This window comes from Mucilaginibacter pedocola, from assembly GCF_002013915.1.
Lineage (GTDB): Bacteria > Bacteroidota > Bacteroidia > Sphingobacteriales > Sphingobacteriaceae > Mucilaginibacter > Mucilaginibacter pedocola.
The window spans coordinates 167,639-193,978 of sequence record NZ_MBTF01000034.1 but is presented as its reverse complement, the minus strand read 5'-3'; the positions used below and the strand labels follow the sequence as shown (position 1 = coordinate 193,978).

At 44.5% G+C, this 26,340-nt stretch carries 29 protein-coding genes; 19 read left to right on the top strand and 10 right to left on the bottom strand.

Annotation, left to right across the window (positions count from 1 at the left end):
- Positions 1–9: 9 nt before the first annotated feature.
- The 7 genes from BC343_RS21240 to BC343_RS21210 form a co-directional block, all read right to left on the bottom strand.
- Positions 10–756, bottom strand: coding sequence for a DUF268 domain-containing protein (locus BC343_RS21240; protein WP_078350101.1), 747 nt, complete (start codon positions 754–756; stop codon positions 10–12).
- 46 nt (positions 757–802) lie between these two features.
- Complete coding sequence (locus BC343_RS21235; protein WP_078349794.1) at positions 803–2,089, bottom strand: ABC transporter ATP-binding protein; 1,287 nt, start codon at positions 2,087–2,089, stop codon at positions 803–805.
- Positions 2,082–3,233 carry a glycosyltransferase family 4 protein gene (locus BC343_RS21230; protein ID WP_078349793.1) on the bottom strand — a complete coding sequence of 384 codons (1,152 nt, stop codon included), beginning with the start codon at positions 3,231–3,233 and terminating at the stop codon, positions 2,082–2,084. Before BC343_RS21230 ends, BC343_RS21235 begins: the two co-directional genes overlap by 8 nt.
- Complete coding sequence (gene asnB, locus BC343_RS21225) at positions 3,226–5,010, bottom strand: asparagine synthase (glutamine-hydrolyzing) (RefSeq protein ID WP_078349792.1); 1,785 nt, start codon at positions 5,008–5,010, stop codon at positions 3,226–3,228. The genes BC343_RS21230 and asnB overlap by 8 nt, the downstream gene beginning before the upstream one ends.
- A 126-nt stretch (positions 5,011–5,136) precedes the next feature.
- Entirely contained in the window at positions 5,137–5,661 is a 525-nt protein-coding gene (locus tag BC343_RS21220; protein WP_078349791.1) for a UpxY family transcription antiterminator, read from the bottom strand.
- Between the two features lie 4 nt (positions 5,662–5,665).
- Positions 5,666–8,092 carry a GumC family protein gene (locus tag BC343_RS21215; RefSeq protein ID WP_078349790.1) on the bottom strand — a complete coding sequence of 809 codons (2,427 nt, stop codon included), beginning with the start codon at positions 8,090–8,092 and terminating at the stop codon, positions 5,666–5,668.
- Positions 8,093–8,869, bottom strand: coding sequence for a polysaccharide biosynthesis/export family protein (locus BC343_RS21210; protein ID WP_162276911.1), 777 nt, complete (start codon positions 8,867–8,869; stop codon positions 8,093–8,095).
- 82 nt (positions 8,870–8,951) lie between these two features.
- Here BC343_RS21210 and BC343_RS21205 point away from each other — a divergent pair, with 82 nt between their 5' ends.
- The 14 genes from BC343_RS21205 to BC343_RS21140 all read left to right on the top strand — a co-directional run bounded on the left by BC343_RS21205 (position 8,952) and on the right by BC343_RS21140 (position 21,209).
- Positions 8,952–9,698, top strand: a complete 747-nt coding sequence (locus BC343_RS21205) for a glycosyltransferase family 2 protein (protein ID WP_078349788.1) — start codon at positions 8,952–8,954, stop codon at positions 9,696–9,698.
- Positions 9,699–9,762: 64 nt separating this feature from the next.
- Positions 9,763–10,866 carry an MraY family glycosyltransferase gene (locus tag BC343_RS21200; protein WP_078349787.1) on the top strand — a complete coding sequence of 368 codons (1,104 nt, stop codon included), beginning with the start codon at positions 9,763–9,765 and terminating at the stop codon, positions 10,864–10,866.
- 66 nt (positions 10,867–10,932) lie between these two features.
- Positions 10,933–11,928, top strand: a complete 996-nt coding sequence (gene gap / locus BC343_RS21195; protein ID WP_202909838.1) for a type I glyceraldehyde-3-phosphate dehydrogenase — start codon at positions 10,933–10,935, stop codon at positions 11,926–11,928.
- Positions 11,928–12,362, top strand: a complete 435-nt coding sequence (locus tag BC343_RS21190; protein WP_078349785.1) for a GNAT family N-acetyltransferase — start codon at positions 11,928–11,930, stop codon at positions 12,360–12,362. The genes gap and BC343_RS21190 overlap by 1 nt, the downstream gene beginning before the upstream one ends.
- Before the next feature lie 98 nt (positions 12,363–12,460).
- A complete protein-coding gene (locus BC343_RS21185; RefSeq protein WP_078349784.1) occupies positions 12,461–13,651 on the top strand; it encodes a phosphoglycerate kinase in 1,191 nt (396 codons plus the stop codon).
- A gap of 75 nt (positions 13,652–13,726) precedes the next feature.
- Positions 13,727–14,194, top strand: a complete 468-nt coding sequence (locus tag BC343_RS21180) for a DUF2314 domain-containing protein (RefSeq protein WP_078349783.1) — start codon at positions 13,727–13,729, stop codon at positions 14,192–14,194.
- Positions 14,195–14,197: 3 nt separating this feature from the next.
- The gene (locus BC343_RS21175; RefSeq protein WP_078349782.1) at positions 14,198–14,737 is read left to right on the top strand and encodes a hypothetical protein; all 540 of its coding nucleotides are present in this window, start codon (positions 14,198–14,200) and stop codon (positions 14,735–14,737) included.
- Positions 14,728–15,162, top strand: coding sequence for a GNAT family N-acetyltransferase (locus tag BC343_RS21170; protein ID WP_078349781.1), 435 nt, complete (start codon positions 14,728–14,730; stop codon positions 15,160–15,162). The genes BC343_RS21175 and BC343_RS21170 overlap by 10 nt, the downstream gene beginning before the upstream one ends.
- A gap of 66 nt (positions 15,163–15,228) precedes the next feature.
- On the top strand, positions 15,229–16,944 hold the full coding sequence (locus BC343_RS21165; RefSeq protein ID WP_078350100.1) for a GMC oxidoreductase: 1,716 nt from the start codon (positions 15,229–15,231) through the stop codon (positions 16,942–16,944).
- Between the two features lie 40 nt (positions 16,945–16,984).
- Positions 16,985–17,218 (top strand): hypothetical protein, encoded by a 234-nt coding sequence (locus BC343_RS21160; RefSeq protein ID WP_078349780.1) that lies wholly within the window; start codon positions 16,985–16,987, stop codon positions 17,216–17,218.
- 17 nt (positions 17,219–17,235) lie between these two features.
- Positions 17,236–17,610 (top strand): PIN domain-containing protein, encoded by a 375-nt coding sequence (locus BC343_RS21155; protein WP_078349779.1) that lies wholly within the window; start codon positions 17,236–17,238, stop codon positions 17,608–17,610.
- A gap of 94 nt (positions 17,611–17,704) precedes the next feature.
- A complete protein-coding gene (locus BC343_RS21150; protein ID WP_078349778.1) occupies positions 17,705–19,561 on the top strand; it encodes a CocE/NonD family hydrolase in 1,857 nt (618 codons plus the stop codon).
- Position 19,562: 1 nt separating this feature from the next.
- Positions 19,563–20,018 (top strand): DUF2314 domain-containing protein, encoded by a 456-nt coding sequence (locus tag BC343_RS21145; protein ID WP_078349777.1) that lies wholly within the window; start codon positions 19,563–19,565, stop codon positions 20,016–20,018.
- A gap of 114 nt (positions 20,019–20,132) precedes the next feature.
- The gene (locus BC343_RS21140) at positions 20,133–21,209 is read left to right on the top strand and encodes an acyltransferase family protein (RefSeq protein ID WP_078349776.1); all 1,077 of its coding nucleotides are present in this window, start codon (positions 20,133–20,135) and stop codon (positions 21,207–21,209) included.
- Positions 21,210–21,241: 32 nt separating this feature from the next.
- Here BC343_RS21140 and BC343_RS21135 read toward each other — a convergent pair whose 3' ends face one another.
- A complete protein-coding gene (locus BC343_RS21135) occupies positions 21,242–21,736 on the bottom strand; it encodes a hypothetical protein (RefSeq protein WP_078349775.1) in 495 nt (164 codons plus the stop codon).
- Between the two features lie 57 nt (positions 21,737–21,793).
- On the opposite strand from BC343_RS21135, the gene BC343_RS21130 reads away from it, so the two are divergent.
- The 5 genes from BC343_RS21130 to BC343_RS21110 all read left to right on the top strand — a co-directional run bounded on the left by BC343_RS21130 (position 21,794) and on the right by BC343_RS21110 (position 24,175).
- A complete protein-coding gene (locus BC343_RS21130) occupies positions 21,794–22,219 on the top strand; it encodes a VOC family protein (RefSeq protein WP_078349774.1) in 426 nt (141 codons plus the stop codon).
- 75 nt (positions 22,220–22,294) lie between these two features.
- Positions 22,295–22,621 (top strand): hypothetical protein, encoded by a 327-nt coding sequence (locus BC343_RS21125; protein ID WP_078349773.1) that lies wholly within the window; start codon positions 22,295–22,297, stop codon positions 22,619–22,621.
- A 72-nt stretch (positions 22,622–22,693) separates the two neighbouring features.
- A complete protein-coding gene (locus BC343_RS21120; protein WP_078349772.1) occupies positions 22,694–23,134 on the top strand; it encodes a tail fiber domain-containing protein in 441 nt (146 codons plus the stop codon).
- Between the two features lie 123 nt (positions 23,135–23,257).
- Complete coding sequence (locus BC343_RS21115; RefSeq protein WP_143822294.1) at positions 23,258–23,677, top strand: hypothetical protein; 420 nt, start codon at positions 23,258–23,260, stop codon at positions 23,675–23,677.
- A 63-nt stretch (positions 23,678–23,740) separates the two neighbouring features.
- On the top strand, positions 23,741–24,175 hold the full coding sequence (locus tag BC343_RS21110; protein WP_078349770.1) for a hypothetical protein: 435 nt from the start codon (positions 23,741–23,743) through the stop codon (positions 24,173–24,175).
- A 137-nt stretch (positions 24,176–24,312) separates the two neighbouring features.
- Here BC343_RS21110 and BC343_RS21105 read toward each other — a convergent pair whose 3' ends face one another.
- Positions 24,313–25,038 (bottom strand): hypothetical protein, encoded by a 726-nt coding sequence (locus BC343_RS21105; protein WP_078349769.1) that lies wholly within the window; start codon positions 25,036–25,038, stop codon positions 24,313–24,315.
- 14 nt (positions 25,039–25,052) lie between these two features.
- Positions 25,053–25,877 (bottom strand): formyltetrahydrofolate deformylase, encoded by an 825-nt coding sequence (purU, locus tag BC343_RS21100; RefSeq protein ID WP_078349768.1) that lies wholly within the window; start codon positions 25,875–25,877, stop codon positions 25,053–25,055.
- Between the last annotated feature and the right edge of the window lie 463 nt (positions 25,878–26,340).

Below are 26,340 nucleotides of genomic sequence, written 5' to 3'. Positions count from 1 at the left end.
AATGGGGTATTAATTTTCGTTTTTTATAAACCAAAAACAGCCGCAGCCGTATTGCTGTTGTGCGGCATGTTCTATAGCGGCATCTTCGGTAAAGGCGCCATCGTCTGTTACCAATGCAAATTGTTTTAGGGTAAAACCGTGCATATAAGCAACAATATCTTGCGGGGCATATATACGGTGCGCGTTAAATTGTATGCGTTTTTTACCTACAGGTACTACTATAAGCAGGTGGCCATTGGTTGCGCATACCCTTTTTAATTCATCAATGGCTTTTAGATCGCCATCGGGGAAAATAGGGTCGCCATAGCGGCCCAGCCCCACATGCTCTAAAGTGTGCATGCACGACAGGCTTTCTATGCTGCCTGTTGCAAAGGGCAGTTCGGTTAAATTAGCGTGTTCGCTTTCTAAGTTATCGAGGTTTAGTATGGCGGGCCTGTAATCGTAAAAGCGGGTTTTTACAAAGGCCGATAGCATGGTGCAAAAATGAAGGGTAGACGAAATATCTACATGCACCTCCGGGTTTATCTGTTTCACTACGCGGGCTGCCCACGCCGGGTGGTAAATATAATGGGCATCAAAATGCGTAGTGGCGGTTTTATCGTCTAAACAGGGGTAAAAGTCGTCCTGCAAAACGGGGAACCTTTTGCTGGTATCCAGCTCGAGATAGGTTTTAAGATCTTCGTTAAACTGGCGAAGCCTGAAATTTCGAAGCCGGGTTTCGTAGGGTAAAAACCTGTTAATTATTGCGCGTATCATTTGCTGTGTTGGGCGGCCAATTATTTTATTAAAATCCTGATGGTTATTACGCTTCAACGGGGCTTATCGGTGCTATATTTATACGCATAGGGTTTAGCAACAAGCCTACGCCTGTAGTGCGCACAATGGTATTTTGCAGGGCGGCCGTGGTAACTTCTGCTATAGAAATAGCTGCAGCATTTTCGCGGTAGTATAGCGATTTCTCGGATGCTGAAAGGCCTACTGTAATAGAATAGGAACCCGGCGCGTAGTAAATTTGGTCTTCAACAAATAAAGCTTCGTACCAACCCTCACCTAAATCGGTTTTGGGTGCCCAGCAGGTTCTCAGGTCAAGCTCTAATGAACTCCTGATGCCTATTGCAATAATAAATTCGGGCATGGCCCTGTTCATTTTAAACCTTATCCTTAAACGCCAGCTTGCCCCAACAGGTATCTCGTTCAGGGGCGTGCCTTCTGTATCTTCTACCCAAATTTCGCTTACGTAACAGGGGGCGTTTTCATGTTCGGGCGGAAGTTCGGGATAATATGCCGCCTGGTGCGCCGTGTTGTTTGATAGGTATTCGTCAATAATACGGCTGGTTTTCCCCAAGGAGCGCAAAAGCCCGTTCTCCAAATAAATAGCGTCGCTACATAGTTTTTGTATGGCTGCCATGTTGTGGCTGACGAACAATACCGTGCGGCCTTCGCCTTTGCTTACCTCGCTCATTTTGCCGAGGCATTTTTTCTGAAACTCTGCATCGCCCACGGCAAGCACTTCATCAATAATTAATATCTCGCTTTCGAGGTATGCAGCTACAGCAAAGGCCAGCCTTACGTACATACCCGATGAATACCGCTTTACCGGCGTATCAATGTAGCGCTCAACACCCGAAAAATCAACAATTTCAGCAAACTTGCGTTTAATCTCGTTTTTCCGCATGCCCAATATGGCGCCGTTTAAAAAAATATTGTCGCGGCCCGATAGTTCGGGATGGAAGCCGGTGCCTACTTCCAAAAGGCTGGCCACGCGCCCTTTCATTTTAATGGTGCCCGTAGTAGGGGCGGTAGTACGGCTAAGTATTTTTAGCAAGGTGCTTTTTCCGGCACCGTTTCGGCCTATTATACCAACAGCAGTGCCTTGCTCAATTTCAAAATTAATATCCTTCAGGCTCCATACCACGCCGCTGGTGCCTTTGGTTGCGCGGTCGTTCACTTCGCCTATCTTTAAAAAAGGGTCTTCTTTACCGCGCAGGCGTGCCCAATAGCGCTCAAGGTCCTGCGAAATGGTACCTGTACCAAACGAGCCTAACTGGTACGCTTTTGACAAATTTTGAACCTCGATAACTTTAGCCATTAATATGAGTTGCGCTTACAGTTATTTCATCCGCAAGCAGTTTTTGTAAGTTGGTTATATACGCTTCTTCGCTAAAGTAGTGAAGGCTTTTTTGTTGTAATGCTTTGCGCTGGCTTACCGATAGTGGGTGTTGCAGGCTTGCAGCTATTGCCTCTTCCAGCGCTTCAATATCGTCGGGCTCGATAGCCTTGCCCAGTTCTCCGTTACGTACAGCATCTACGCTGCCATCGGCATTGCCGCAGAGCACGGGCAGCCCGCATGCCTGGGCCTCAACAAATACAATCCCAAACCCTTCCTTCTTACTTGGTAAAACAAACAGGTCGGCAAGTAAAAAATGGTCGCCAAGTTCGGCCTCATCTACAAAGCCGGTAAGCAATACATTGGCGTTAACATTGTGTTTCGCAATAAGCGACCGCACGCGGGTTTCTTCCGCACGGTCATACTTTCCTGATAAGATATACTTTATATCCGGAAATTGCAGCTTTAGCTTACTTATGGCTGCAATTACATTTTCATAACCTTTGTATTTTTCGGTTGATGCCAGGCGCGTAAGGGTAAAAACAACCGGGGCATGGGCGCTTAAGTGATATCGCGACAGCAAATGTTTTGGTTTTTCAAAGCTGTCGGGTATTTTCATAAACGAGTCTATCGCGTTATTTAATACCACTAATTTGCCCGGCTCTGCGTTATGCAGCTCCACCATTTTATCTAAAGTAAACTGGCTTACACATAAAATTTTGTCGCAATGGCGCAGCAGTTTCTTCTTGTTATACTTTAACGGGCGCCAAACTTCTATACCATGTGCCACAAGCCAAAGCTGGCATTTGGGCCGAATTAGTTTTGCCAACAGGCCAATTACGGCAAAGTTAATGTGTGTTAATATCAGCACATCGTTATTGCGGGTTAACGTTAGCGCCTCAAATATAAAACGTAACCTGTTTTGTTTGTACCCCTTAAAGTTTTCGGCATCAATATATTGCGGAAGCAGATCGTGGTTGGTGTCGTATAACGATAGTGCCTTAAACTTCCAGTGGTTAATATTGCTTATATGCTGCAGCGAGTGGGCCATAGTACGCGCCATTTTTTGAATGCCGCCCATAGCGCTAAAGGTTTGCAGTGTAAGCAATATTATTTTTTTAGCCATGCTTTTGTATTTGATATAGGGCGTAAGCTTTTGACCAATGCAGCTTCCCCGCCTTAAAATCTCTGATTGCTTCTTTGGCAAATTTACCCTGGTATAATCCTTCGTTACTCACATTGGTATGGTTTCTCATCCATTGCGTTAGCGGGAAGCTGAAGCCCATTTTGGGCCTGTTCCAAACAGCCTCGGGCAGTATATTGCTGAAACTATCTATCAACAATTGTTTGGGCCTGCCATTATTAAATTTCAGGCCTGCATCAACCTGTGCGGTAAAATGCCTGAAATCTTCATCTAAAAAAGGTACCCTTACTTCAAGTCCGTGGCTCATGCTCATTACATCGGTATCCCGCAGTAACTGGTTTTGCATATAAAAATTAGTTTCGAACCAAGATGCAAGCTCCCCGTTGTAAGGGCTACGAATTAACGGGGTGTTTTCTCCGAAAAGGATATCTTTTAGTTGCCGTTGGCTAATATCCAAAATCCGGGCAATGTCTGCAAACGGAAAAAGGCCCCGCAAAAACAGGTAGTCTGCAGCGGGATGATCGTACGCAAGGTACGCAATACGTTTGTAGTTATTTAAAGCTATTTTACTAAAACTTTTCAGCGCCGCACGGGGCAGGTTTCTGAGGTATTGAATAAGCTTTATACGACCGAATGATGCATATCCGCCATAAAGCTCGTCGGCACCTATGCCTGATAGTACGGCTTTGAGCCCCCCATCATGCGCGTATTTGCTGATAAACCAGGAGTTGATGCCATCTATAGTCGGCATGTCCATTGCCTTAAGTACCTGCGGAAAAAGTTCTTCAAAATCGGCCGCCGTAACTAAGTGGTTAAAGTTTTGGCCAGGTATTTTTTCAATTATAGCTTGCTGGTACTGCCGTTCGTCGTACTGCCGCTCATCAAAAAATATAGAAATGGTTTTTAGCTGTGTTTCGGCTGTTGCCGAAGCCAATAGTGATAAGATTGATGAATCTATGCCACCGCTCAGGAAAACGCCAATAGGCGCATCGGATATTAATTGCCTGGTTACAGCGCTTTGCAAAGATGCTGCAATGCCCTGCTTGGCTTCGGCGGCGGTGGTTATCTTAATTAAAGTAGTATCGGTAATATACTGCTTTAGTTCGGTGCGCCCGTTTTTTTGCCGGCAAAGGTAGTGCCCCTTTGGCAAGCTAAATACGCCATTTAAAGTAGTAAAGGGTTCGGGTATATGCCCATAAGCTAATAGCCAGGCGGGCCAGCGTTCGTCGGCTGCTAAGTTAAAACCGGCAGCGTTAAACGCCCTTATTTCTGAGGCAAATATAAATTGCCCGTTTTGTGTTGAATAGTAAAGCGGTTTTATGCCGGCGCTATCGCGCACCAGGTATACCGCTTGTTGCCGGGCATCATACAAAGCAAAGGCAAACATACCCTTAAGGGCAGCAAAAGCTGCGGTGCCCCAATGTAGGTAAGCCTGTAAAATTACTTCGGTATCGGTTTCGCTTGTAAATACAGCCCCCGCCTTTACTAATTGCGAGCGTAGTTCGCGGTAGTTGTAAATTTCGCCGTTGAAGGTAATCCGTGCCAGGTTTTGGCTATCGGCTTTGGGTTGGTGCCCGTTAGTGCTAAGGTCGATAATAGAAAGCCGACGGTGCCCAAAGGCTATACCCAACGCAACATCTGTATACAGCCCGGCATCATCGGGCCCGCCGTGTTGCATGGCGTTACACATTGCAGTAACCTGCCTGCCTGCAATTTCTTCATTAAAATGGTTTGTAACTATGCCTGCTATCCTGCACATATCTTGCTCCCCGGGCACAGCTTCGCCCCGTAAGTCACATTGTGTTTTTGCAACTTATTGATAATTAGTTTTTTATTTAAAAGGCTAATTGCCTTAATCTCTTTACAATTTAGCCGCTTGCCTTGCTTAAAGCCTGTTAACATAGGCGGCTGCCGCATTTACGATAATTGAGCAGCCAAGGCTTTCTAACCGCAATAATAATTGTTTTTGTGAGCGGTAAGCAATCATTTCGCCGGTAAGCCCTTTTAGCGGGCCTGCCTTAATTTTTATTTTTTCGCCCGGAAGTAAATTCTCTTCGGTTACTTCAAGTTCCAGTGCGCTTGCCATCAATAGTTTAAGATCCTCTATCTGCTTATCGGGCATGGTGGCTACCTCGCCCGAAAAATAAATAAAGCGGGCAATGCCCTTAGTCATTAATACCTCGGCGCGGGCCTGCAACGGTATGTGTACAAATAAATACGATTTGATAAGCGGCTCTTCTACCCATTTCTTCCGGTCGCTCCATTGTTTGAGTTTTTTTTGAAGAGGCAGGTAGGTTTCTATACCTTTTTCTGTTAGTGCCTCCAGGGCTTTTTTTTCGGCACGCGGGTTCGTATAAACCGGGTACCATTTAAGGGCTGCTGCGTCTTTGCCCGTAGCGTTACCTGCCAAAGCCTTATTTTTTAAACCAACGTTTTAAACTCCACCATTTCTTCTTTTCATCATCTATATAATAACCCGATGATTCGTAGCCGCCGGTATAGTCGGAATAATAATAGTACCTGGTACCGTAATCGCCGGTAAACCGCGTGGTGTAATAGCGAGAGTGCAGCAAATCTTCGGCAAAAGCATTTAAAACTATAAAGGTGTTGCTGAGCTGATATTCCTGTGCAATGCGTTGCGGTATGGTTGCCGAGTAATATTTTGATTTACCCGCCCTAATAACAAATATGTTAATATCGCTGATGCGTATTAATGGTATCGAATCGGATACGAGGCCTATTGGGGCAGTATCTATCATTATAATATCATACCGGGTGCCAAGTTCTTCTATCATCTCTTTCATTCGAGCGGTATGAAGCAATTCCGACGGATTAGGAGGTACCGGGCCCGAAACAATAAAATCAAGGTTTTCCTGTTGCGATTTTAGGATAATATCGTCAAGCGGGGTCTGGTGGGCCAGATAAGTGCTAAGCCCTACATCGTTAGGCACTTTAAAAGTACGGTGAAGTTTGGAGCGGCGAAGGTCGGCGGCAATTAATATTACTTTCTTATCTATCAGTGATAGGGTGCTGGATAAATTAACCGCCACAAATGATTTGCCCTCGCCTGCAACCTCCGAAGTAATACAAATTACTTTGCTTGCTTTTTCGGATGCAATAAAGTTTAAGTTGGTACGTACCGAGCGTACCGATTCTGCAAAAATAGATTTTGGCTTGCTTATAGCCAGCACCTGTGCATTATCCTCATCTATCAACTCCGGAAACTTCCTGATAACGCCAATAATGGGTATTGAAGTAAGGCTTTCAATGGTTTCTTTATCGTAAATAAAAGGGTTAAGCACACGGATAAGTATAATTGCGCCGAGGCCAATTGCCAGGCCGAAGATGATGGCCGAGCGGTGTATATCGTGTTCGTTTGGGGCCACCGGCCAATAATTTGGCTGGGCTTTTTCTAATATGGTAGCACCGGGTAAAATGCCCGAGCGTGTAATTTGTGCTTCCAGCTTTTTCTCAGATAAGAACGAGTACACCTTTTCGCTGATCTCGAAATCGCGCCTCAGGCTTATCATATCGCGCTCGGCACCGGGTAATACGGCTATTTGTTTGTTTACCTGCCCAAGCTGCCCCTCCAGGAAATCTAAATTACGTTTTACATTGGTGTACGATGTGTTTAACGAGTTTACCGCGTTGCTTTTTATTTGCAGTATTTCTTTGTTAATATCCTGTATAGGTTGAGAGTTATAATTGTAAGTTTTTAATAATTGTGCGCGTTGAGACAAAAGCGCGTCTAACTTATCAATAAGCGAAGAAAGCCCCGCATCAATTTGGCCGCCCCCTGCATCAAAATTTAAATTTACGTTATTTTTTTCTTTGCTTATTTTATCCTTAACATCTTGTATGGCCTGTAATTGTAGTTTTAATATAGCCTGCTGCGATTCAAGGTCTTTAGATTTAGCCAACGCAGCGTCGGCAGCAGCGCTAACTTCCATCAGTTTGTTTTTTTCCCTGAAGGTTTTTATCGATTGTTCTGACCCATTTACTTTGGTTGACAGGTACTTTAATTGATCATCGATAAAATTGATCATTTGGCTGGCCGATTGTGTTTTGCGGTTACGGTCGTAAACCAGGTATTCGCTCATAACCGCGTTAAGCACATCTGCCGCAAATTGCGGGTTGGCATCGGTAATTTGTATGGCCAGTATGTTAGAGTTTTTTACTGTTTCGCTGGCCCTGAGCCCGCCGCGCACACGGCCAACAAAATCCTCTGGGCTATTGAACTTGAAAAGTAAAACCGAATTTTTGTTAAGCTCGCCGGGATAGCTTATAACAAAGCTTGTAGGCCCAAGAGTTACGGGTTTATTATAGCCATAATCTTTTGATATTTCTTTGCCCCCGGCAGTATAAGTAAGGTTGTAGCTGCTCCGGTTTATTGGCTTAAACGTTATCATATCCCGGAAAAAATTCAGGCTGTCGAACTGTAGCTTTTCTATATTCAACGGCTTTTGCGGATATAATTCGCTGGTGCGCACACGGCCTTCTACATAAAAACTAACCGGGTAATTAAGGTCGTTAATAGCAGCCAAAATAACGTCGTGGCTTTGCATTACCGAGGTTTCGCTTTGAATGCGAGACGGCCCCCGGTCGGCACCGGTTACTACGTTTGACAGGTCCGCCAGCTCGGTTTTCTTTTCTTCCAGCTTCATGAAACCACCCGTAGCGTATGTTTTGGGTGTATACCATACATAAATGTATGAGTATAATAAACAAACTGCCAGCGAACCTGCTACCCAATACCAGCGGCTTATCAGAATCTTGGCTATCTTAAAATAATCAATTTCCTGGTTGGGAAGCTTTTGCCCTATATTTTCGGTTTCTTCCATTTATAAACGCTTAAGCGTAAAGATGATTAAAACTGTACTGAGCAGCAATGTAATGGGTTGTACAATAGTACTCAGGTTTTGGAAATTATCGCTGCGTATGGCGCGTTTGTTTTTAGATACATAAATAACGTCGCCGTTTTGAAGGTAGGTGTTTGGTGCCGATATAGAATTTACGTTACCCATATCTACCACCGTTATGGTTTTATTTTGACCCGTACCCCTTATTATTTTTACATCTTTTTCGTTGGCGTTGGCTGTTAGCCCGCCGGCCTGGCCAATCATTTCTACCAGCGTGGTATTGTCCTTAATAAGCGGAAAGTTGCCTTGCGAACTTACTTCGCCAAATAAAGTAACTTTAAGGTTGGTTATTTTTACCTCAAAAATGGGGTCTTTTAATAATTCGGTCCGGTAAACGGCCTCTATTTTTTTGGTAGCCTCTACACGTGTTAGCCCGCCTACCGGCACACGCCCAACCGATGGCAGGGCCACGGTACCATCGTCTTCTACCTCGAAGGTTTGCCCCTGGCCACCGCTGCCGCCTGTTCCGGCGCTGTTTTGAGGCAAATCGTCAACTATATACTTTATATTTTGGAGGTTTTTTATTTGTAATATGTCTCGTGGTTGTATACGGTAGGGTGCCGGTATGCCGCTGGCAACACTATCGTTAAGCCCGGCTACCTGCGCTTTGTTTTCGAAAAGCGCGTGGCTTTGTTTGTAAGAGCAAGAACTTGCTAAGATGGCTGCCGAAACTAAATAAATGAAATAAAAAGCCCGCATAATTAAACTGCCCCGATGGTTAATAATTGGGCTGCAAACCCAAAAATACATATTTTGCGCTTAAATAGTAGGATTTTCAACAGTGCATCATTTAAAAATATCTGTAGTTACGGTTTGCTATAATGCTGCCTCTACCATCGAACGGTGTATACAAGCTGTTATGGGCCAGTGTTACAGTAATATAGAACATATCATTATTGACGGTGGTTCTACCGACGGTACCCTGGCCATTATTGAACAATATAAAGATACCGTAGCCCGCGTGGTATCTGAACCCGATAAAGGTATTTACGATGCTATGAATAAGGGTATAGCCCTGGCCACAGGAGAGGTGGTAGGCATGCTAAATGCCGACGATGTGTTTGCCTATGAACACGCGCTGGAAGATATAGCCCGAGCCTTTGAAGATAACTCTACGGTTATTCTTTATGCCGACCTTAATTATTTGAAACCTAACGGACTGGTTTTACGTAAATGGGTATCAGGACGGTACAAGCACGGGATGTTTAGCAAAGGATGGATGCCGCCGCACCCAACGTTTTATTGCCGGAGGGATCTATACAAACAGTTGGGCAATTACAGGCTGGATTTTGGTACCGCTGCCGACTATGAATTAATGGCACGGTTTATCCATCTGAAAAAAAGCCCTGTTTTTTACCTCGAAAGGGTAGTTATTAACATGAATACGGGCGGTGTTAGTAACAATAGCTATACAGGGAGGGCCAAAGTATTATTTTTGGACCTAAAGGCAATGTATAAAAACAGGGTAAAATACCCGTTGATAGCTTTAATATTAAAGCGTTTAAGAAAGATAAAGCAATTTTTTTAATTAGTAAAAAAATAAACATATTTGCGCTAATGCAACAATATACGTGCCCCCTCACAATATTTACATGGCAGAATATCTAAACTCATATTACGTATACTACATTTTAATAGTAGTGTTTTCGGTTCTGATAACGCTGCTGTGCATCCCGTCTATACTGCACGTAGCGCGTACCCGCCACTTGTATGATGATGTAGGCCACTTCCGCAAACAGCACGACCATGGTATCCCACGCTTAGGCGGCGTGGCCATATTTGCCAGCTTTACTGTTACGTTACTGTTATTTAGCATGGTTGATAAAAACCTGCCTGTTAGTTACTTGCTTACTTCAAGCATAGTTTTGTTTGCCATGGGGCTGAAAGATGACCTATCGGGCGTAAACTCGAGTACTAAATTTTTGATACAGTTTTTTGTTGCTGCCATATTGGTGCTACTTGGCGATATACGCTTTACCAGCATGTATGGCATATTGGGGGTTTATGAAATAAGCTACGTGGTAAGCGCAATAATATCCATACTGTTTATTATGCTTATTGTAAACGCCTTTAACCTGATAGATGGTATTGACGGCTTGGCAGGCGCTACTTGTATTGTAGTGAACGGTACTTTCACCGCCCTCTTTATCTACATGAAGCACTATGAGTTGGCTGCTATATCGTTGGCCATTATTGGGGCAGTAATTGGCTTTTTGCGCTTTAACCTTACACCCGCCAAAATATTTATGGGCGATACAGGTTCGCTGCTTATAGGCTTGATATCCGCTATTATGGCGGTAAAATTTATCGAAGAAAATAAGTTTGTTGCCGGGCATACTTCGCCGGCCGTTTTTTCGGCACCTGCATTGGGCTTCGCCATACTTATAGGACCAATATTTGATACTTTGAGGGTATTTGTATTGCGCATCATCAATGGCGTATCGCCTTTCACGGCAGACCGTAACCACATACACCACCGCGTTTTGCGCCTGGGCTTTAACCATATGCAAACCACACTAATACTGGTAGGCATTAATATTATTACCATTATTATGGTACTAATGTTTAGCGAGCTGGGCAACCTTGCGCTGATGGGGCTTATCCTGATTAATTCGCTGGTATTTAACTGGGGGATTACTATTTGCCTGCGCACCAAAGAGCGCGAAGGTTTTGCCATTGGCCACCTGTTTGCATAATATTACTTTAGGCAAATTTTAGCCACTTATATTTTATTTAGTTTTGCACCCTTAATTTCTGTAATTATGAGGATAGCAATAAACGGTTTCGGGCGCATTGGGCGTATATTTTTACGAGCCATACTCCTGAAAGATAATATAGAAGTTGTTGCCATAAACGACCTTGCCGACACTCCCACGCTCGCCCATCTTTTTAAATACGATTCGGTACACCGTGGCTTTAAGGGTACGGTTGAAGCTGCTGCTGATGGTATTATAGTTAACGGAAAGCTTATAAAAACTTTTCAGGAGAAAAGCCCGGAGGCGCTTCCCTGGTCTGAATTGGATATTGATCTGGTTATAGAGTCAACCGGTAAGTTTGTATCTGCCGAAGGCGCTGGTAAACACCTTGCAGCGGGCGCAAAACAGGTTATTATTTCGGCACCACCGGCGGGTAAAAGCGTACCGACGGTGGTTTTAGGGGTGAACGACGGAGATGTGGACCTGAGCTCGACTATATTATCCAACGCATCGTGCACTACCAACAACGTAGCCGCAATGGTGAAAATATTGGATGATAACTGGGGGATTGCCGATGGCTACATCACTACCGTACACTCCATGACGGGCGACCAAAACCTGCACGATGCACCCCATAAAGATTTGCGCAGAGCAAGGGCTGCGTCAGCATCTATTATACCCACAACAACAGGTGCTGCAAAGGCCATCACCAGCATATTCCCGCATTTAGATGGTAAACTGGGCGGGGCAGGCATACGCGTGCCGGTGCTTAACGGTTCGCTTACCGATTTTACCTGCAGCCTTAAAACCATACCTACCGTTGCCGAAATTAATGCCGCCTTTAAAGCAGCTGCCGATGGCCCAATGAAAACTGTGCTGGAATATACCGAAGATCCCATAGTGTCTAACGATATACTTGATAACCCGCACAGCTGCATTTTTGATGCGCAACTAACCTCGGTAGTAGGCGGGTTGGTAAAAGTAGTAGGCTGGTACGATAACGAAATGGGCTACAGCAGCCGCCTGGCCGATTTGGTTGAACGCATAAGCCAATTAAATTAATGATAAAGTTTATTACTGCCGATGATGTGCTGCCGCTGCGCAATGAAGTGTTGAGAGAAGGGAGGCTTACGCTCGATGAATGCCGTTTCCCGAATGATAATGCCGAAGATGCATTCCACTTGGGCTATTATGTAGGTGATGAACTGGCATGCATAGCGTCTTTTCATCCGCAGGGTTATAAAGAATACCAGGGTAAGGCTTACCAGTTACGCGGTATGGCCACAGGCGCGGAGCATAGGGGGAAGGGGATAGGGAATATGCTGGTTAACTTTGCTATAACGTACCTGCGCGGGCAAAAGGCAAATTACCTATGGTGTAATGCCCGCAAGGTAGCTGTGCAGTTTTACATGGGTACAGGCTTCGAAGTGATATCGCCTGTGTTTGATGTGCCCGGTATAGGGCCGCATTATGTGATGTATGTTAAAATACAGTGAATTTTTCAGCAAAATTGCACACCTTTTTAACTTTTGCGTTGGCATTTATAATAAAAATGTTCAATTTGCGCCCCGTTCATTAATCATACATTTAATTTATGAAAACAGTAGACCAGATTACCTTCAACGGTAAAAAAGCCCTTGTCCGTGTAGATTTTAACGTACCATTGGATAAAGACTATAATATTACCGATGATAACCGGATGACCGCCGCCTTACCAACCATTAAAAAGATATTGAAAGATGGTGGCGCCGTGATATTGATGTCGCACCTGGGCAGGCCAAAGAACGGGCCTACCGAAGAATTTTCGCTGAAACACATCGTGTCGCATCTGTCGGATCTGCTGGGCCAGCAAGTGCAGTTTGCTGATGATTGCATTGGCGAGCAAGCTGTTGAAAAAGCGAAAGCTTTGGATAAAGGCGAAGTGTTATTGTTAGAGAACTTACGTTTTTACAAGGAAGAAGAAAAAGGTAACGTTGAGTTTGCCGAAAAACTTTCTAAACTGGGCGATGTGTACGTGAACGATGCTTTTGGTACGGCTCACCGCGCACACGCTTCTACTGCTATAATTGCACAGTTTTTCCCCGATGCAAAATACTTTGGCTACCTGATGGCTGCCGAGTTAACCAATGCAGAAAAAATATTGAACAACGCACCAAAACCATTCACTGCTATTATGGGTGGCTCTAAGGTGTCTGATAAAATTTTGCTGATAGAAAAACTGCTGGATAAGGTTGATAATCTGATCATTGGTGGTGGTATGGCCTACACATTTGCAAAAGCAGATGGTGGCAACATTGGTACTTCATTGGTTGAGGCCGATAAACTGGACTTAGCTCTTAACCTGCGCCAAAAAGCGAAAGAAAAAGGTGTAAACCTGCTTTTGCCGGTTGATAACGTTATTGCCGACAAGTTTGGTAACGACGCTAATACCGATGTAGCCAAAACCGGCGAGATACCTGATAACTGGATGGGCTTAGATATCGGCCCTGAAACTGTGAAGCTATTCAGCGAGGTAGTAGAAAACTCTAAAACCATTTTGTGGAATGGCCCGATGGGTGTTTTCGAGATGGAGAAATTCCTGATAGGTACCAAAGCTATTGCCGAGGCTGTTGCCAAAGCAACTGATAACGGTGCTTTCTCGCTCATCGGTGGTGGCGATTCAGCCGCAGCTGTTGCGAAATTTGATATGGTTGACGATGTGAGCTATGTATCAACCGGTGGCGGCGCTTTGCTGGAGTACATGGAAGGCAAAGAGTTACCGGGCGTAAAAGCTATAAACGAGTAATAAATTTTCACAATCATAAAACAGGGTGATCATGCAAATGGTTGCCCTTTTTTGTTTAACCGTATATACAAGATCATGATGAATAAGCAATTTGTTGTATGCCTGTTGTCTATTGTGTTTGCAACTACAGCCTGCAAGCATGCAAAAAAGGAAGAAGCCGGCAGCATAAAAACTGTTATGTTAGATACGGATGATGCAAAATTTTTGGCATTTAAAGATACAGCCCAGGCACATATTGGCCAGTTTATTGATAGCCTTAAGCCACATGCCCTCGATAGTAATTATCGTTTCCTGGTAAAATCAGATTTTGTGGAAGGCAAGAAGCATGAGCATATGTGGAGTGTTGTATATAAGTATAACGATAGTACTTTTACCGGAATATTTGCTGACTCGGCATTGGACCTGCATAATATACAACCCGGTGCCCCGGTTTTAATAAAGCAAGGCGAGGTAGAAGACTGGGCCATATACGATTACAAGCGCAATACCGACCTGGGAAATTTTTCGGATAAGTATTTAAAGAGCAAAAAGAAAAGCCAATAAACCATGACGATTAAAACCATTTTATCAGAAGAAGATTATCTGGCCTACCTGCTTTACTCTTTCTCAAAAAATAAGCAAAGTCGCGCCAACCGCCGCCGCTCGTGGCTGGTTATATCGGGCATGTTTTTCGTTATAGGTTACATGTTCTATGGCTCCAATAACTTTTACAGTTATTACTTTTTCGGCGCGGGTGTTATTAGCCTGATATTTTACCCTTTATACCAGCGCTATCATTATAAAAAGCATTACCGCAAATTTGTGCAGGATAAGTTAGGCTACCGAATAGGGAAAGAGGGTACTATCAATTTCGGTCCGGAAGTGATAGCTACCGAAGATGTTACCGGCGAGAGTAAAATAAACACAAGCGAGGTTGCTGAGATCATAGAAATTTCTACACATTACTTTGTTAAGCTAAACAGCGGCGATGGGTTGGTAATACCGAAAACGGCGACAGGTAACCCCAATTTTCTTGATGAGCTTTTAACGGTGCTGGATAACCCCAATATCAAGATCAACCGCGAATTGGATTGGCAATGGAAGTAAACAATATTCTCATCCGCAACTATCGCTCTGCCGACCATGATGCTTTGGCGCAAATTTACATCGATAGCCGCAGCAAAACATTCTATTGGCTGAACACCTGGGAGTATACCCTCGACGAATTCGACACCGATACCCATGGCGAAAAAATATGGCTTGCCGAACTCGATGGGGCGATAGCAGGCTTTATTGCTATTTGGGAGCCTGATAACTTTGTGCATCATCTTTATGTAGATTCGCAATACGTTGGCAAAGGAGTTGGGAAAGCGCTTTTAACATCCGCCATGGCAAATTACTCTGACCCTTTGAAATTGAAATGCCTTGTGAAGAATCAAAATGCACACGCGTTTTACCTTTCGCGGGGTTGGGTGGTTACCGGCGAAGGTGTAGATACCAACGGCACTTATTGGGAAATGGCGAGCCGATAAGCAAATTTGCCGGGCATATTGCTTAGCTTTATTGGCGTGCTCTCGGCACTAATTATAAACTTAGGCATGGTTAACATCAATACTAAAGGCAAGGCGGCTCATACTTATGATGCTATTGTAATAGGCTCGGGCATTAGTGGCGGCTGGGCTGCTAAAGAACTTTGCGAACGCGGGTTGAAAACACTGGTTTTAGAACGCGGGCGCGATGTGCAGCATTTAAAAGATTATCCCACCGCCACAAAAAATCCCTGGGATTTTCCGCATCATAATCAACTTACGCTCGAAAGTAAAAGCCAAAACCCTATTGCCGACAGGTGCTATGCCTTTAGCGAAGCCACCCAACATTTTTTTGTGAAGGATGCCGAGCACCCTTACGAGCAAAAGAAACCCTTCGATTGGATACGCGGTTACCAGGTGGGTGGTAAATCGTTGCTTTGGGCAAGGCAAACCCAACGCTGGAGTAAATACGATTTTGAAGGCCCTGCCCGCGACGGTTTTGCGGTAGACTGGCCCATCAGCTATGATGATATTGCACCATGGTATAGCCATGTAGAACGTTTCGCGGGCATATCCGGTAATCATGATGGCTTAGATACCCTGCCCGACGGCGAGTTTTTGCCGCCATGGGAAATGAATGTAGTGGAGAAAACGATGCAGAGGCGTATAATGGCGGCTTACAAAGACAGGAACGTTATCATAGGCCGTTGCGCGCACCTCACCAAACCTAACGATATTCATTTGCAGCAGGGCAGGGGACAATGCCAGGCGCGCAGCCTTTGCGATAGGGGATGCCCGTTCGGCGGCTACTTCAGTTCCAATTCATCCACTCTGCCATGGGCGGCAAAAACGGGTAATTTAACTTTGAGGCCCTTTTCGGTAGTACATTCTATTATTTATGACGAGGCGGCGGGTAAGGCTACAGGCGTTAGGGTGATAGATGCACAAACGCACGAAGCCACCGAGTTTTATGCCAACATCATTTTTGTGAACGCAGCTACCCTCAATACCAACCTGATCTTGCTCAACTCTACATCAAACCGTTTCCCAAATGGTTTAGGGAATGATAGTGGCTTGTTGGGTAAATACATAGCATTCCATAATTACCGTGGCTCGTTAACCGCTACTATGGATGGTTACGAAGACGCCTACTATTACGGGCGCAGGCCAACAGCGGTAATGATGCCCAACTTCCGTAACGTGCACAAACAGGAAACCGATTTCCTGCGTGGCTACATGACTTTTTATACAGCCACCCGCGCCGGCTGGGGCCACCAAACCGATGGCGAACAATTAGGCGGTGCGTTTAAGGATAAGATAGCCGAACCCGGTAACTGGGGTGTATACATGATGATGCAGGGCGAAACCATACCAAAAGCTGAAAACCATGTAGCATTAGACCTGGCTAAAAAGGATGAATGGGGCATACCCTTATTATCGGTTGATGTAAGTTATGATGATAACGATATAAAAGTAATGAAGGATTTCTTGCAGCAAGGTGCCGAAATGTTGGATGCTGCCGGTTGTAAAAACATCAGTACTAATGATAGCAAACAAGCGCCCGGTCTGGATATCCACGAAGTTGGCGGCGCGCGCATGGGGCACGATGCTAAAACATCGCTGCTTAATAAATACAACCAATTACACGCCTGCAAAAATGTTTATGTAACTGATGGTGCGTGTATGACCTCAACGGGAACGCAAAACCCTTCGCTCACTTTTATGGCTTTAACTGCAAGGGCGGCAGCACATGCGGTTGAGGAATTGAAGACGGGGGATTTGTAGTTTTTGCTTGAATAATTGTAACTTTATAAAAAAGCTGAGCATGCCTGAGGTAACTATAACATATAAAAAGCCCGAGACTTTAAAAATCTTAAAAGGGCTGGCTAAATATTTTGATTTTAAGATAAATGTAAGATCAAAAGAAAGTACTCTACTGGATGATATATTGGTGCCGGCAGATAAAAGCGCAGACATATCTGAACTACGGAGTGTTTTTACCGGTAAAGATATTGACGCAAAGAAATTAAGGGAACAACTGTGGCAACGCAAAAAATAATTTGCGACACCGACGTTATGATCGATTATTTAGATGTGAGAAATAGTCGGCATTCTTCAACTAAACAAATTATTGAAGATGAAATTGGTATAGATAATATACTTGTTTCCGCAATAACAAAAATCGAACTCATCGCAGGTGCTGTTAATAAGTCTGATTTACGTTCTGTTAACAAGAATATTAAACTATTTGGTTTGTTATTGATTAAAACAGAGATAAGCGAGCTTGCAATAAGTTGTATCGAAACCTATAATTTAAGTCATGGTCTTGCTCTGCCCGATGCTTTTATAGCAGCAACATCATTATATACGCAAATACCGCTATTTACTTACAATGTGAAAGACTATAAGTTTATTAACGGTTTGAAGTTGTATCAACCTACCATTATTTAAATCCCCGGCCATCGTAACATATTTATATCAGCCGCCATGTTTTGGGGGCTTTTTTCTTTTTATCTGTACTTTAGCTTTATCAATCATCCCAAAAATGAAAAAGGCTCTTCTTTTCGCTTTCTGCTTTATTCTTTCGGCTTGCAGCTCATTCGCTCAAAACGATGCTGCCTATGTGAAAGATAATTATACCAAGTATGAGTATGAGATACCCATGCGCGATGGTAAAAAACTCTTCACATCGGTTTATGTACCCAAAGACCAAAGCAAGAAGTACCCCTTCATGATGGACCGCACCTGCTACAGCGTTGCGCCTTATGGGGTTGATAAATACAAAGGCAGCCTTGGCCCCTCCCCGCAATATTTGAAGGATGGCTACATTTTTGTTTACCAGGACGTGCGCGGCCGCTGGATGAGCGAAGGCATTTACGAAGAGATGACGCCCGAAAAAGAGGTGCACAAAACCAATAACGACGTTGATGAAGGTACTGATACCTATGACACTATAGACTGGCTGCTGAAGAACATCCCAAATAATAACGGTAAGGTAGGTGTGTGGGGCATATCGTACCCCGGCTTTTACACCACTACCGCTTTGCTGAGCCGCCACCCCGCATTGGTTGCTGCATCGCCGCAGGCACCAATTGCCGATCTGTGGCGCGATGATGCCTTCCACAATGGCGCTTTCTTTTTAGTGGCCAACTTTGGTTTCTATCCGGGCTTTACCAACCGCCAGGATGATAAACCTACCCAACGCCGCGGTGGCCGCTTTGACCCCGGTACTAATGATGGGTATAAGTTCTTTTTGGATATGGGTTCGATGAAGAACACTAACGATAAGTATTTTAAAGATACCATTCGCCTGTGGAACGAAATGATGGACCACCCTAATTACGACCAGCATTGGAAAGACCGTAACGTATTGCTGCACCTGCACGATATTAAAACCGCCGTATTAGTAACCGGCGGCTGGTACGATGCCGAGGACTTATATGGTGCTATAAACACCTATAAAGTATTAGCCCAAAAGAACCCAGCAACGCCCATTTACTTTGCCATGGGCCCATGGGTACACGGCGGCTGGGCACGTGGCAACGGCGACCACCTGGGCGATGTGAGTTTTGGCGGCCCCACCGGCCCCTACTACCGCGAGAAACTCGAGTTCGCTTTCTTCAGCCATTACCTGAAAGGTACGCCGCTGGATATGCCGAAGGTATCAACCTTCCAAACCGGCGTGAATGAATGGAAAAACTTTAACACCTGGCCACCAAAAGAAGCGGAGGAGAAGAACCTTTACTTGCTGCCCGGCGGTAAACTATCGTTCAGCGCGCCAACCAATACCAAAGACGATTACAAAGAATGGGTATCTGACCCAATGAACCCTGTGCCCTTTATTGATGGTATCGACTTCGATATGAAGCGCGAATACATGACCGCCGACCAGCGCTTTGCCGAAAAACGCCCCGATGTACTCACCTACAAAACCGAGGTGTTGGATAAAGATGTAACCATTGCCGGCAACATTTGGGCCAACCTGAAATTCAGCACCACCGGTACCGATGCCGATCTGATAGTTAAAGTTTTGGATGTATACCCCGATGCTGCTGCCAACAACCAGTTCACAGGTAAGGATGTAAAGATGGCCGGCTACGAACAAATGGTACGTAGTGAGCCTATCCGCGGTAAATACCGTAATAGCTTTGAGAAACCCGAGCCGTTTACGCCCGGTAAAGTAACCCCCGTGAACTTCGAACTACAGGACGTTTTGCACACCTTTAAAAAAGGCCACCGCATTATGATACAGGTACAAAGCACCTGGTTCCCGCTGATAGACCGAAACACGCAGCAGTTTCAGGATATTATGAAAGCCAAGGATACCGACTTTAAAAAACAAACACACCGTTTGTATAGCTCCAAAGCGCAGCCGAGCTTTTTGAAGGTGAGGGTGATGTAGTATGAAGAATATCCTGTTACTTTTAATTGTTTTATATGCTCCGGCCGCCTTATGCCAGCATCGGAAAGTGAAAAACGACACTTTGTACAAATCCGTCCATCTCGAAAAAGGTGACAGGACTTTTTTAGCGCTAAAAGATACAGCACAAAAACATTTGCCTCAATTCATCAATGCAGTTAAGAAGTTTGGGCATGATAAAAAATATCGCCTGGTGGTAAAGTCCGATTTTGTGGAAAATGGTGAACATGAACACATGTGGTCGCAGATATACGACTATGAAAAAGGTACACTTAAAGGCATATTTATTGATTCGCCTTTCGAACTGAAAAACATCAAAACAGGTCAAAGGTTAAGCATTAAAGCAACTGGGGTAGAAGATTGGGCTATTTATAATTCGAAAGGTGAATTACTGGGCGGTTCATTTTCCACCAAGTACCTGGAAAGTAAACAGCAGTAAATTGGTGCCGATGGCCATCACTGGAGGTAGGACTTAAAATAGGCCACCGGGAAATGCAAACCAGGAAGTTGATATATAACTTTATTTATATTGCGGTACTCAATCCGCTTATTCATGATCCCCGATTCGCAACGGCTAGCTTATATTGAAGCACTGCGTGGTATAGCCATTTTAATGGTGATACTGCATCACTCGCACCCTTATTTTGCTTCGATAAGCAATTATCACCTGCCCGCCGCTGTTGAAGAAATATTATGGAACGGCGATAAAGGCGTAACGCTCTTTTTCCTGATGAGTGCCTTTACATTATGCTTGTCGCTAAACAGCAAATCAAAAAAAGAACACAAGCCGGTTCGCAATTATTTTATCCGCCGGGTTTTCAGGATAGCGCCGCTTTATATGATTATAATAGGTGTTGTTTTGCTTATCGGTATAAATACGCCGTCGCTTTCGTCGGTTTTGGCCAATTTGTTTTTTGTGCATGGGCTCAATGCTAATTGGATGAACTCTACCGTGCCGGGCGGCTGGTCGGTAGGGGTGGAGGTGTTGTTTTACCTTATATTCCCGGTGTTGTTTTTCAGGTTGAAGAATTTGCCTGCTGCCATAAACATTACATTGGCAGCCCTGGTATTGGCAAAGATTGTGACGGCGGTTATGTCGAGGTATCCGCTCACGGGCGATAGCATAACCTGGGGCGTTTACGTTTACGAGAACATCTTTTCCCAACTGCCCGTGTTTCTCATCGGAGTGTGTTTGTTTCAGTTAAAGCATACTCCGGTCGGGCAACAGGAGAGGGACTCATTAGTAAGATGCTGCTACTATTTATCGGCATTTATACTTATCCATCTTTTGGGCGGAAACTTGTTTAAGCCGCATTACTTATTTGCCATTGCTTTCGCCATTGCCGCCTATGCTTTATCTGAACGGCCGGTAAAGCTGCTGGTAAACCCCATAACCCTGTGGATAGGGCGCATTAGCTACAGCCTTTACCTTATCCATTTGCTGGTGAATAACTTGCTGGTAAAATACCACCTGAATGTTTTCAGTAGTAATTCGCTGGCAGATGTGGGTATTAGGTTCTGCGTAGTATTGGGAATAAGCGCACCGGTTGCTTATATCACTTACAGGCTGATAGAGTTGCCTTTCCAGGAAATGGGGAAGCGCATTATCGCCCGTTTAGAGCATAAATAACAACCTAAGCTGTGGTGGCGTTTTCATTGCTTTTATAATTCATAAACCGATGCCGACAAGTCGTAAACCGCTTGTGACTCATCGTAGCTTTTTACCTTTACAGGAGGAACATCAATTTTGATCTTGCCGTTTGTCACGGTAACCTGCACGTTTACGGGTTCGCCAATATATTGGCAGGAGTTGGTATCTCTTGTATTTACTACTAAATTCATTTCGTCGTCGCCCAAAGGCGTCAGGTCATGGTAGATAAGCCTATAGGTGCCGCTGGCTGTTGGCAGGGTTTTAAAGGTAAAATCTATCACTGCGGAGTTACCAATGTATGATTCCTGAAAAACAATAGATGTTTCGGGTTCTCCGGGTGTCCCGGTCCGGTTGGTCCCGGTTACGGTGTGTTTGATATTGTTGAGTAACCAAACGTTATCAGAGTTGTCTTTGGGCCCTACGGCCGCGCCTTTTTTACAACCGCCAACTGTAGTTAAAGCAAGCAGCGCAATAGCAAAAATTAGTTTAGGTTTTAAGGTTGGCATTATTAAATGGTATCTTGTGCTAATATAAACCAATTTGCCAGTTCGGTATAACCTTTTATGATACAGCAAGCTACCAATCTCCAACTCAATGCCATCCAACATATCGGCATACCGGTAACTAATATTACCGCCTCGCAAGCCTTTTACGAGCGGCTTGGTTTTGTCAATGTAATGCAGGCCGGTTTCGGCGCAGAAGGCCAACGCGGCACCTGCGTAATGATGAAGCGCGATGCCATGATAATAGAACTTTACCAACTTCCCGAAGCCGAGCTGGCCGAAATACGCACCCGCAGCAACGGGCATATCGACCATGTGGCCTTTGACGTTCCGGATATTGATGCCACTTACGCCATCGTTAAACAGGCGGGCTTCAACATCATCGAACCCGAACCTGTTTTCCTGCAGTTTTGGGAGCGTGGTTGCAAATACTTCAACATAACCGGTCCGGATGGAGAGCGGCTGGAATTTAACCAGGTGCTGTAAAAACTGCTAAAAATTATTAAAGAAAAATTTGCTTGCAATACCGCAATTGCTATGTTTGCATAGTATTTATTGTTTATGCGTTCGGCCTTATTTAAATATTTATTGGTGTTTGTTTGCCTGTTTTCGGTATTGGAACGTGCAGGCATTGTTAATGCGCTGGTAACCGCTATGGCCGCTAAACATCAACAACAGTATCCCGCACCTGCCGATGGCGAGGACGACGATGCCCGCCCCAACGAAACCAAAGAAGTAGAGCTGAAAGAGTATTGGGCCATTACCGGCAGCCAGTATATATTGCCTGTGCTTAGTGTGGGTAGTTCATCGTGGCATCATCCGCACCAGTGCGGCCATCACCTGGGGTGGATACCCCCTGTGCCCACGCCACCGCCCAACCACGTTTAAATTTTATCGGTCTTTTATTAATGTACCTGCTGTAACCGGCGGGCTGTAATTCTTATACTTAAAATTTAAATCATGAACACTCGTCATATATCATTATCGGCCGTATTAGGCCTTGTATCTTTATTCGCTATCAACTCATCGGCACAAGCACAACAAACAAAGCATAGCACGGCGCTTACTACCAATGTAGCACCAGTTACCAATGCTTTGAGTTATATAAAGCAGCTAAAGCCTGTTACCTATGAGTATAACCGGGTGGGGCATAACCAGCTTAATTTGCCTGCCGGGAAACAGCTTGGCTTTATAGCCGAAGACCTGAAACCCGTAGTACCGACGGCAGTAAGCGAAAAGAACTACTGGTTTACGGCCGGCAAAAACAACCCGCAAGCCATAACCACCCTGCACGCCGACCTGGAAAAACTGGTGCCACTATTGGTAGGCGCCGTTAAAGAACAACAGGCCGAAATAGAAAAACTGCGGCAGGAACTTGCCGAGCTAAAAGCAAGTAAATAAGCTTACCCGAAAAAGTGCAGTGCCATATCGGTGCTGCATTTTTGCTTTTAGTGTATCGGGTTTTCACTATGCTGGTGTATCATTTGGGTCGTTGATCGCGTAATGCTTATAAATACTAACAATATGCTTAAGAAGATAACTTTTTTACTTTGTTTAACCACTACAGGCTTTACTGCCTGCACCAATAAAAAGAATAGCTGCGATGCGTCACAGATGTGTACCGAAGAGTTTCGCTCCATAAGTGTAAGGTTTCAGGATAAAGCCGGTAGTACGGTTGCCGTGAAGGATATTGTGGTAACAAACCTGCGTACCAATACTGCAATAGTTGCAAAAGGTGTTATCGACCCCGGTTTCTCACCTGATCTGCACACCATTGCTACTGATAGTAACAAAAGCGATTTTTCTGCCGAGGGCGATAATGTGAAAGTTACAGCCACCAGCGTTGCTGATAGTAAAACAGCTACCGCTACCTTGAAAATATCCGGCGGTTGCAATTGCCATATCAGCAAGTTGTCGGGCCCCGAAATAATTGTTTTCGAATAAGTTTGGCCACACGCCAACAATTATTCCGTTTTGGTGTTAGGGGTTTAAAAGCCGATACTTATTATGACGCAACGCACCTTTACCAAAATACTTGCCATTGTATTAATTGCCGGCGGGTTTACAGCCTGCAGCAAAAAAATGAAAACCACGGGCTGCCCCACGGGACAAATATGCACTATGGAGTTTGCCGCGTTAACCGTAAGCTTTGTTGATAAGGCGGGCGCTCCTGTAAACGTAAAAGATGTAAAAGTGGTGAACCTGCGTACCAACACAGCAGTACTGGCCAATGGCATGGGCAGTAAAACCAGTCAGGACGGTAAGTATGTTTTCGTTACCGATGGCAACAAAAAGCAACTATCTACCGAGGGGGACGATATTAAAATAACAGCTACCAATGCTGCTACCAATAAAATGGTAAGCGCCATTATTAAGGTATCGGGTGGTTGTAATTGCCACGTGGCCAAAGTGTCGGGCGAGGACACTATTGTGTTCGAATAGGGGACTAAAATGGCGCGCAGCGGGTTTCGGGTTTCGCTTTTGAGAAGTTTTTTGGGGAAACAAGTGCGTACCGTTTAAAATGGACAGCTGGCTCTAATTAACTACTCTCATGCTATTGTGTAGAGCATCTAAAATGCTTAACCCCAAGCCTGCCAATCCGAATCTCTATCCTTCCGCCATATGCCTTCTCCAGTGGATAGCTGTAGCAAAGGTTTAAGCGTATCATCCATAGCCAGTAAAGTTGCTATTGATGCAACGCGCATATTTTCTTTTAGCATATTCGTTGGGTCCGTTGTAAACATCTCCCATTCGTCATCTTCCCAGCGGGTTAATTCTGTGATGGGTTCTCCAAAAAAGGTCTCCAAATTTGTTATTGCTGTCGATTTTTCTGACACAGGATAATTCCAATCTTTATTTAACCATTGCCAAACAGGTTCGGCCAAAGGATCAAATACTTGTGACATGTCGGGCACATCAAGTGTATGGTGTTCTTCGTCGGGGATAATTTGATAGGCTGGAATATCTTCTGCTTTATAATGATCAAAAACGCCTAACATAGTTATCTTGCTCCATGATCGGTCTACAACTCTCAATTTAAATGTTCCTAAAGAAGCTATAGACAATGCTATATCCGGCACACTTACCTGGTTTTTCAGTTCATCAAAGATCGATCCGATGATCAATTGCACATCATCTTTTAAATAAATAATGCCGCCGGCAAAGATCAATTCAAATCCAAACAATTCGTTCGAGCCAATAGTATACACATATCTGGGTACGGTACTGCCAATAACCTCCGTTGTATGATAACTGTATTTTTTGATGTTGGATCGAATTAAACCCAGAAACGTTTCTTTATCCATATGGGCTAATTACCTTACTCCAGTACCACCGTCTTGTTCTTATAAACAAACACCCTATCATCAAACACCAGTTTAAGCGCTTTGGCCAGTACGGCGGTTTCTATCTCTTTGCCGGCCTTTACCATATCCTGTACGGTGTGTGAGTGATTGGCCGGGATGATCTGCTGCGCTATAATAGGGCCTTCGTCCAATTGGTCGGTTACGTAGTGGGCTGTGGCGCCTATAAGCTTTACGCCGCGCTCGTAGGCCTGGCGGTAGGGGCTGGCACCTGCAAATGCCGGCAGGAAGGAATGGTGTATATTGATCACCTGTTTATTAAAGCGTCCTACAAAGTCGGCAGAGAGTATCTGCATAAATTTGGCCAGCACCAGGTAGTCGTAATCGTATTGCGCAATAATATCGCGCATGGCTTCTTCAAAGCCTTGCTTATCGCCTGCAAATGGGATGTAATAAAAAGGTATCTCGAAACGGTGGCAAATATTCTGCAGGTTATTGTGGTTGCCAATAACGCACTGCACGCTTGCGCCAAGGGTTTTAAAATAGTTGCGTACTAAAATGTCCGCCAGGCAATGGTACTCTTTGGTAACCAGTACAATTACCTTCTTTTCGGCCTCGGGGTTTACCTTTACAATAGCGCCATCGGGTAGTATCTCCTGTAAGGCTTGCTGCAGTTCCTCGGCATCTTCAGTTTTATCTATCTCTACACGCATAAAAAAAAGCTGTTCGCCTTTATCTACGTGTTCCTGCATCGATATAATGTTGCAGCGCTTTTGCGAAAGTAAGGTTGATATGGCTGCCACCAACCCTATACGGTCGGCGCATTGTATTACTATGATCATTTATAAAGTACTTAAATACTCAAATATCTGCTTCGGTTAAAGTTCCTCCCACATTTCTCCACTTGTGGTGTGTTTTTGGTTCGAAAGATAAAAAAGGCCGCTGTTTCACGGTGGTGCGGGCACTCTCCCACAATTCTCCACCGCGGCCGTGTTTTCCTTCAAATGCAAGCAAAACCCTGCTTGCATTCGGGCTTTTTCAAAATTCTCCCACTCTCTACCACCGAAGGCGTAAAATAGGATGTTTTTTGCAGAATGCTTCAAATTTTATGGCGAAAAGCATAAATGCCTGAACAAAAGTGATGGGGATGGTGCGGTCCCTGTCTGGGTGGAGGTAAGTGGCTGTTATTCGTGATAAAAAGACCTTGTTTTTAGTGCTGTTTGCGTGGTGCCGATGCGTTCACTTAGTGTCCACGATGCCCGTTTAAGTGTAAATTGCTAACAAGCTTAGTATTAGTACCTTAAA

Excerpts from the sequence above, each read along its gene's own strand:
- BC343_RS21240 (WP_078350101.1), bottom strand. The coding sequence starts at position 756 with ATGATACGCGCAATAATTAACAGGTTTTTACCCTACGAAACCCGGCTT.
- BC343_RS21235 (WP_078349794.1), bottom strand. The coding sequence starts at position 2,089 with ATGGCTAAAGTTATCGAGGTTCAAAATTTGTCAAAAGCGTACCAGTTA.
- BC343_RS21230 (WP_078349793.1), bottom strand. The coding sequence starts at position 3,233 with ATGGCTAAAAAAATAATATTGCTTACACTGCAAACCTTTAGCGCTATG.
- asnB (WP_078349792.1), bottom strand. The coding sequence starts at position 5,010 with ATGTGCAGGATAGCAGGCATAGTTACAAACCATTTTAATGAAGAAATT.
- BC343_RS21215 (WP_078349790.1), bottom strand. The coding sequence starts at position 8,092 with ATGGAAGAAACCGAAAATATAGGGCAAAAGCTTCCCAACCAGGAAATT.
- BC343_RS21210 (WP_162276911.1), bottom strand. The coding sequence starts at position 8,869 with ATGCGGGCTTTTTATTTCATTTATTTAGTTTCGGCAGCCATCTTAGCA.
- BC343_RS21200 (WP_078349787.1), top strand. The coding sequence starts at position 9,763 with ATGGCAGAATATCTAAACTCATATTACGTATACTACATTTTAATAGTA.
- gap (WP_202909838.1), top strand. The coding sequence starts at position 10,933 with ATGAGGATAGCAATAAACGGTTTCGGGCGCATTGGGCGTATATTTTTA.
- BC343_RS21190 (WP_078349785.1), top strand. The coding sequence starts at position 11,928 with ATGATAAAGTTTATTACTGCCGATGATGTGCTGCCGCTGCGCAATGAA.
- BC343_RS21185 (WP_078349784.1), top strand. The coding sequence starts at position 12,461 with ATGAAAACAGTAGACCAGATTACCTTCAACGGTAAAAAAGCCCTTGTC.
- BC343_RS21180 (WP_078349783.1), top strand. The coding sequence starts at position 13,727 with ATGATGAATAAGCAATTTGTTGTATGCCTGTTGTCTATTGTGTTTGCA.
- BC343_RS21175 (WP_078349782.1), top strand. The coding sequence starts at position 14,198 with ATGACGATTAAAACCATTTTATCAGAAGAAGATTATCTGGCCTACCTG.
- BC343_RS21170 (WP_078349781.1), top strand. The coding sequence starts at position 14,728 with ATGGAAGTAAACAATATTCTCATCCGCAACTATCGCTCTGCCGACCAT.
- BC343_RS21165 (WP_078350100.1), top strand. The coding sequence starts at position 15,229 with ATGGTTAACATCAATACTAAAGGCAAGGCGGCTCATACTTATGATGCT.
- BC343_RS21160 (WP_078349780.1), top strand. The coding sequence starts at position 16,985 with ATGCCTGAGGTAACTATAACATATAAAAAGCCCGAGACTTTAAAAATC.
- BC343_RS21155 (WP_078349779.1), top strand. The coding sequence starts at position 17,236 with ATGATCGATTATTTAGATGTGAGAAATAGTCGGCATTCTTCAACTAAA.
- BC343_RS21150 (WP_078349778.1), top strand. The coding sequence starts at position 17,705 with ATGAAAAAGGCTCTTCTTTTCGCTTTCTGCTTTATTCTTTCGGCTTGC.
- BC343_RS21145 (WP_078349777.1), top strand. The coding sequence starts at position 19,563 with ATGAAGAATATCCTGTTACTTTTAATTGTTTTATATGCTCCGGCCGCC.
- BC343_RS21140 (WP_078349776.1), top strand. The coding sequence starts at position 20,133 with ATGATCCCCGATTCGCAACGGCTAGCTTATATTGAAGCACTGCGTGGT.
- BC343_RS21135 (WP_078349775.1), bottom strand. The coding sequence starts at position 21,736 with ATGCCAACCTTAAAACCTAAACTAATTTTTGCTATTGCGCTGCTTGCT.
- BC343_RS21130 (WP_078349774.1), top strand. The coding sequence starts at position 21,794 with ATGATACAGCAAGCTACCAATCTCCAACTCAATGCCATCCAACATATC.
- BC343_RS21125 (WP_078349773.1), top strand. The coding sequence starts at position 22,295 with ATGCGTTCGGCCTTATTTAAATATTTATTGGTGTTTGTTTGCCTGTTT.
- BC343_RS21120 (WP_078349772.1), top strand. The coding sequence starts at position 22,694 with ATGAACACTCGTCATATATCATTATCGGCCGTATTAGGCCTTGTATCT.
- BC343_RS21115 (WP_143822294.1), top strand. The coding sequence starts at position 23,258 with ATGCTTAAGAAGATAACTTTTTTACTTTGTTTAACCACTACAGGCTTT.
- BC343_RS21110 (WP_078349770.1), top strand. The coding sequence starts at position 23,741 with ATGACGCAACGCACCTTTACCAAAATACTTGCCATTGTATTAATTGCC.
- BC343_RS21105 (WP_078349769.1), bottom strand. The coding sequence starts at position 25,038 with ATGGATAAAGAAACGTTTCTGGGTTTAATTCGATCCAACATCAAAAAA.
- purU (WP_078349768.1), bottom strand. The coding sequence starts at position 25,877 with ATGATCATAGTAATACAATGCGCCGACCGTATAGGGTTGGTGGCAGCC.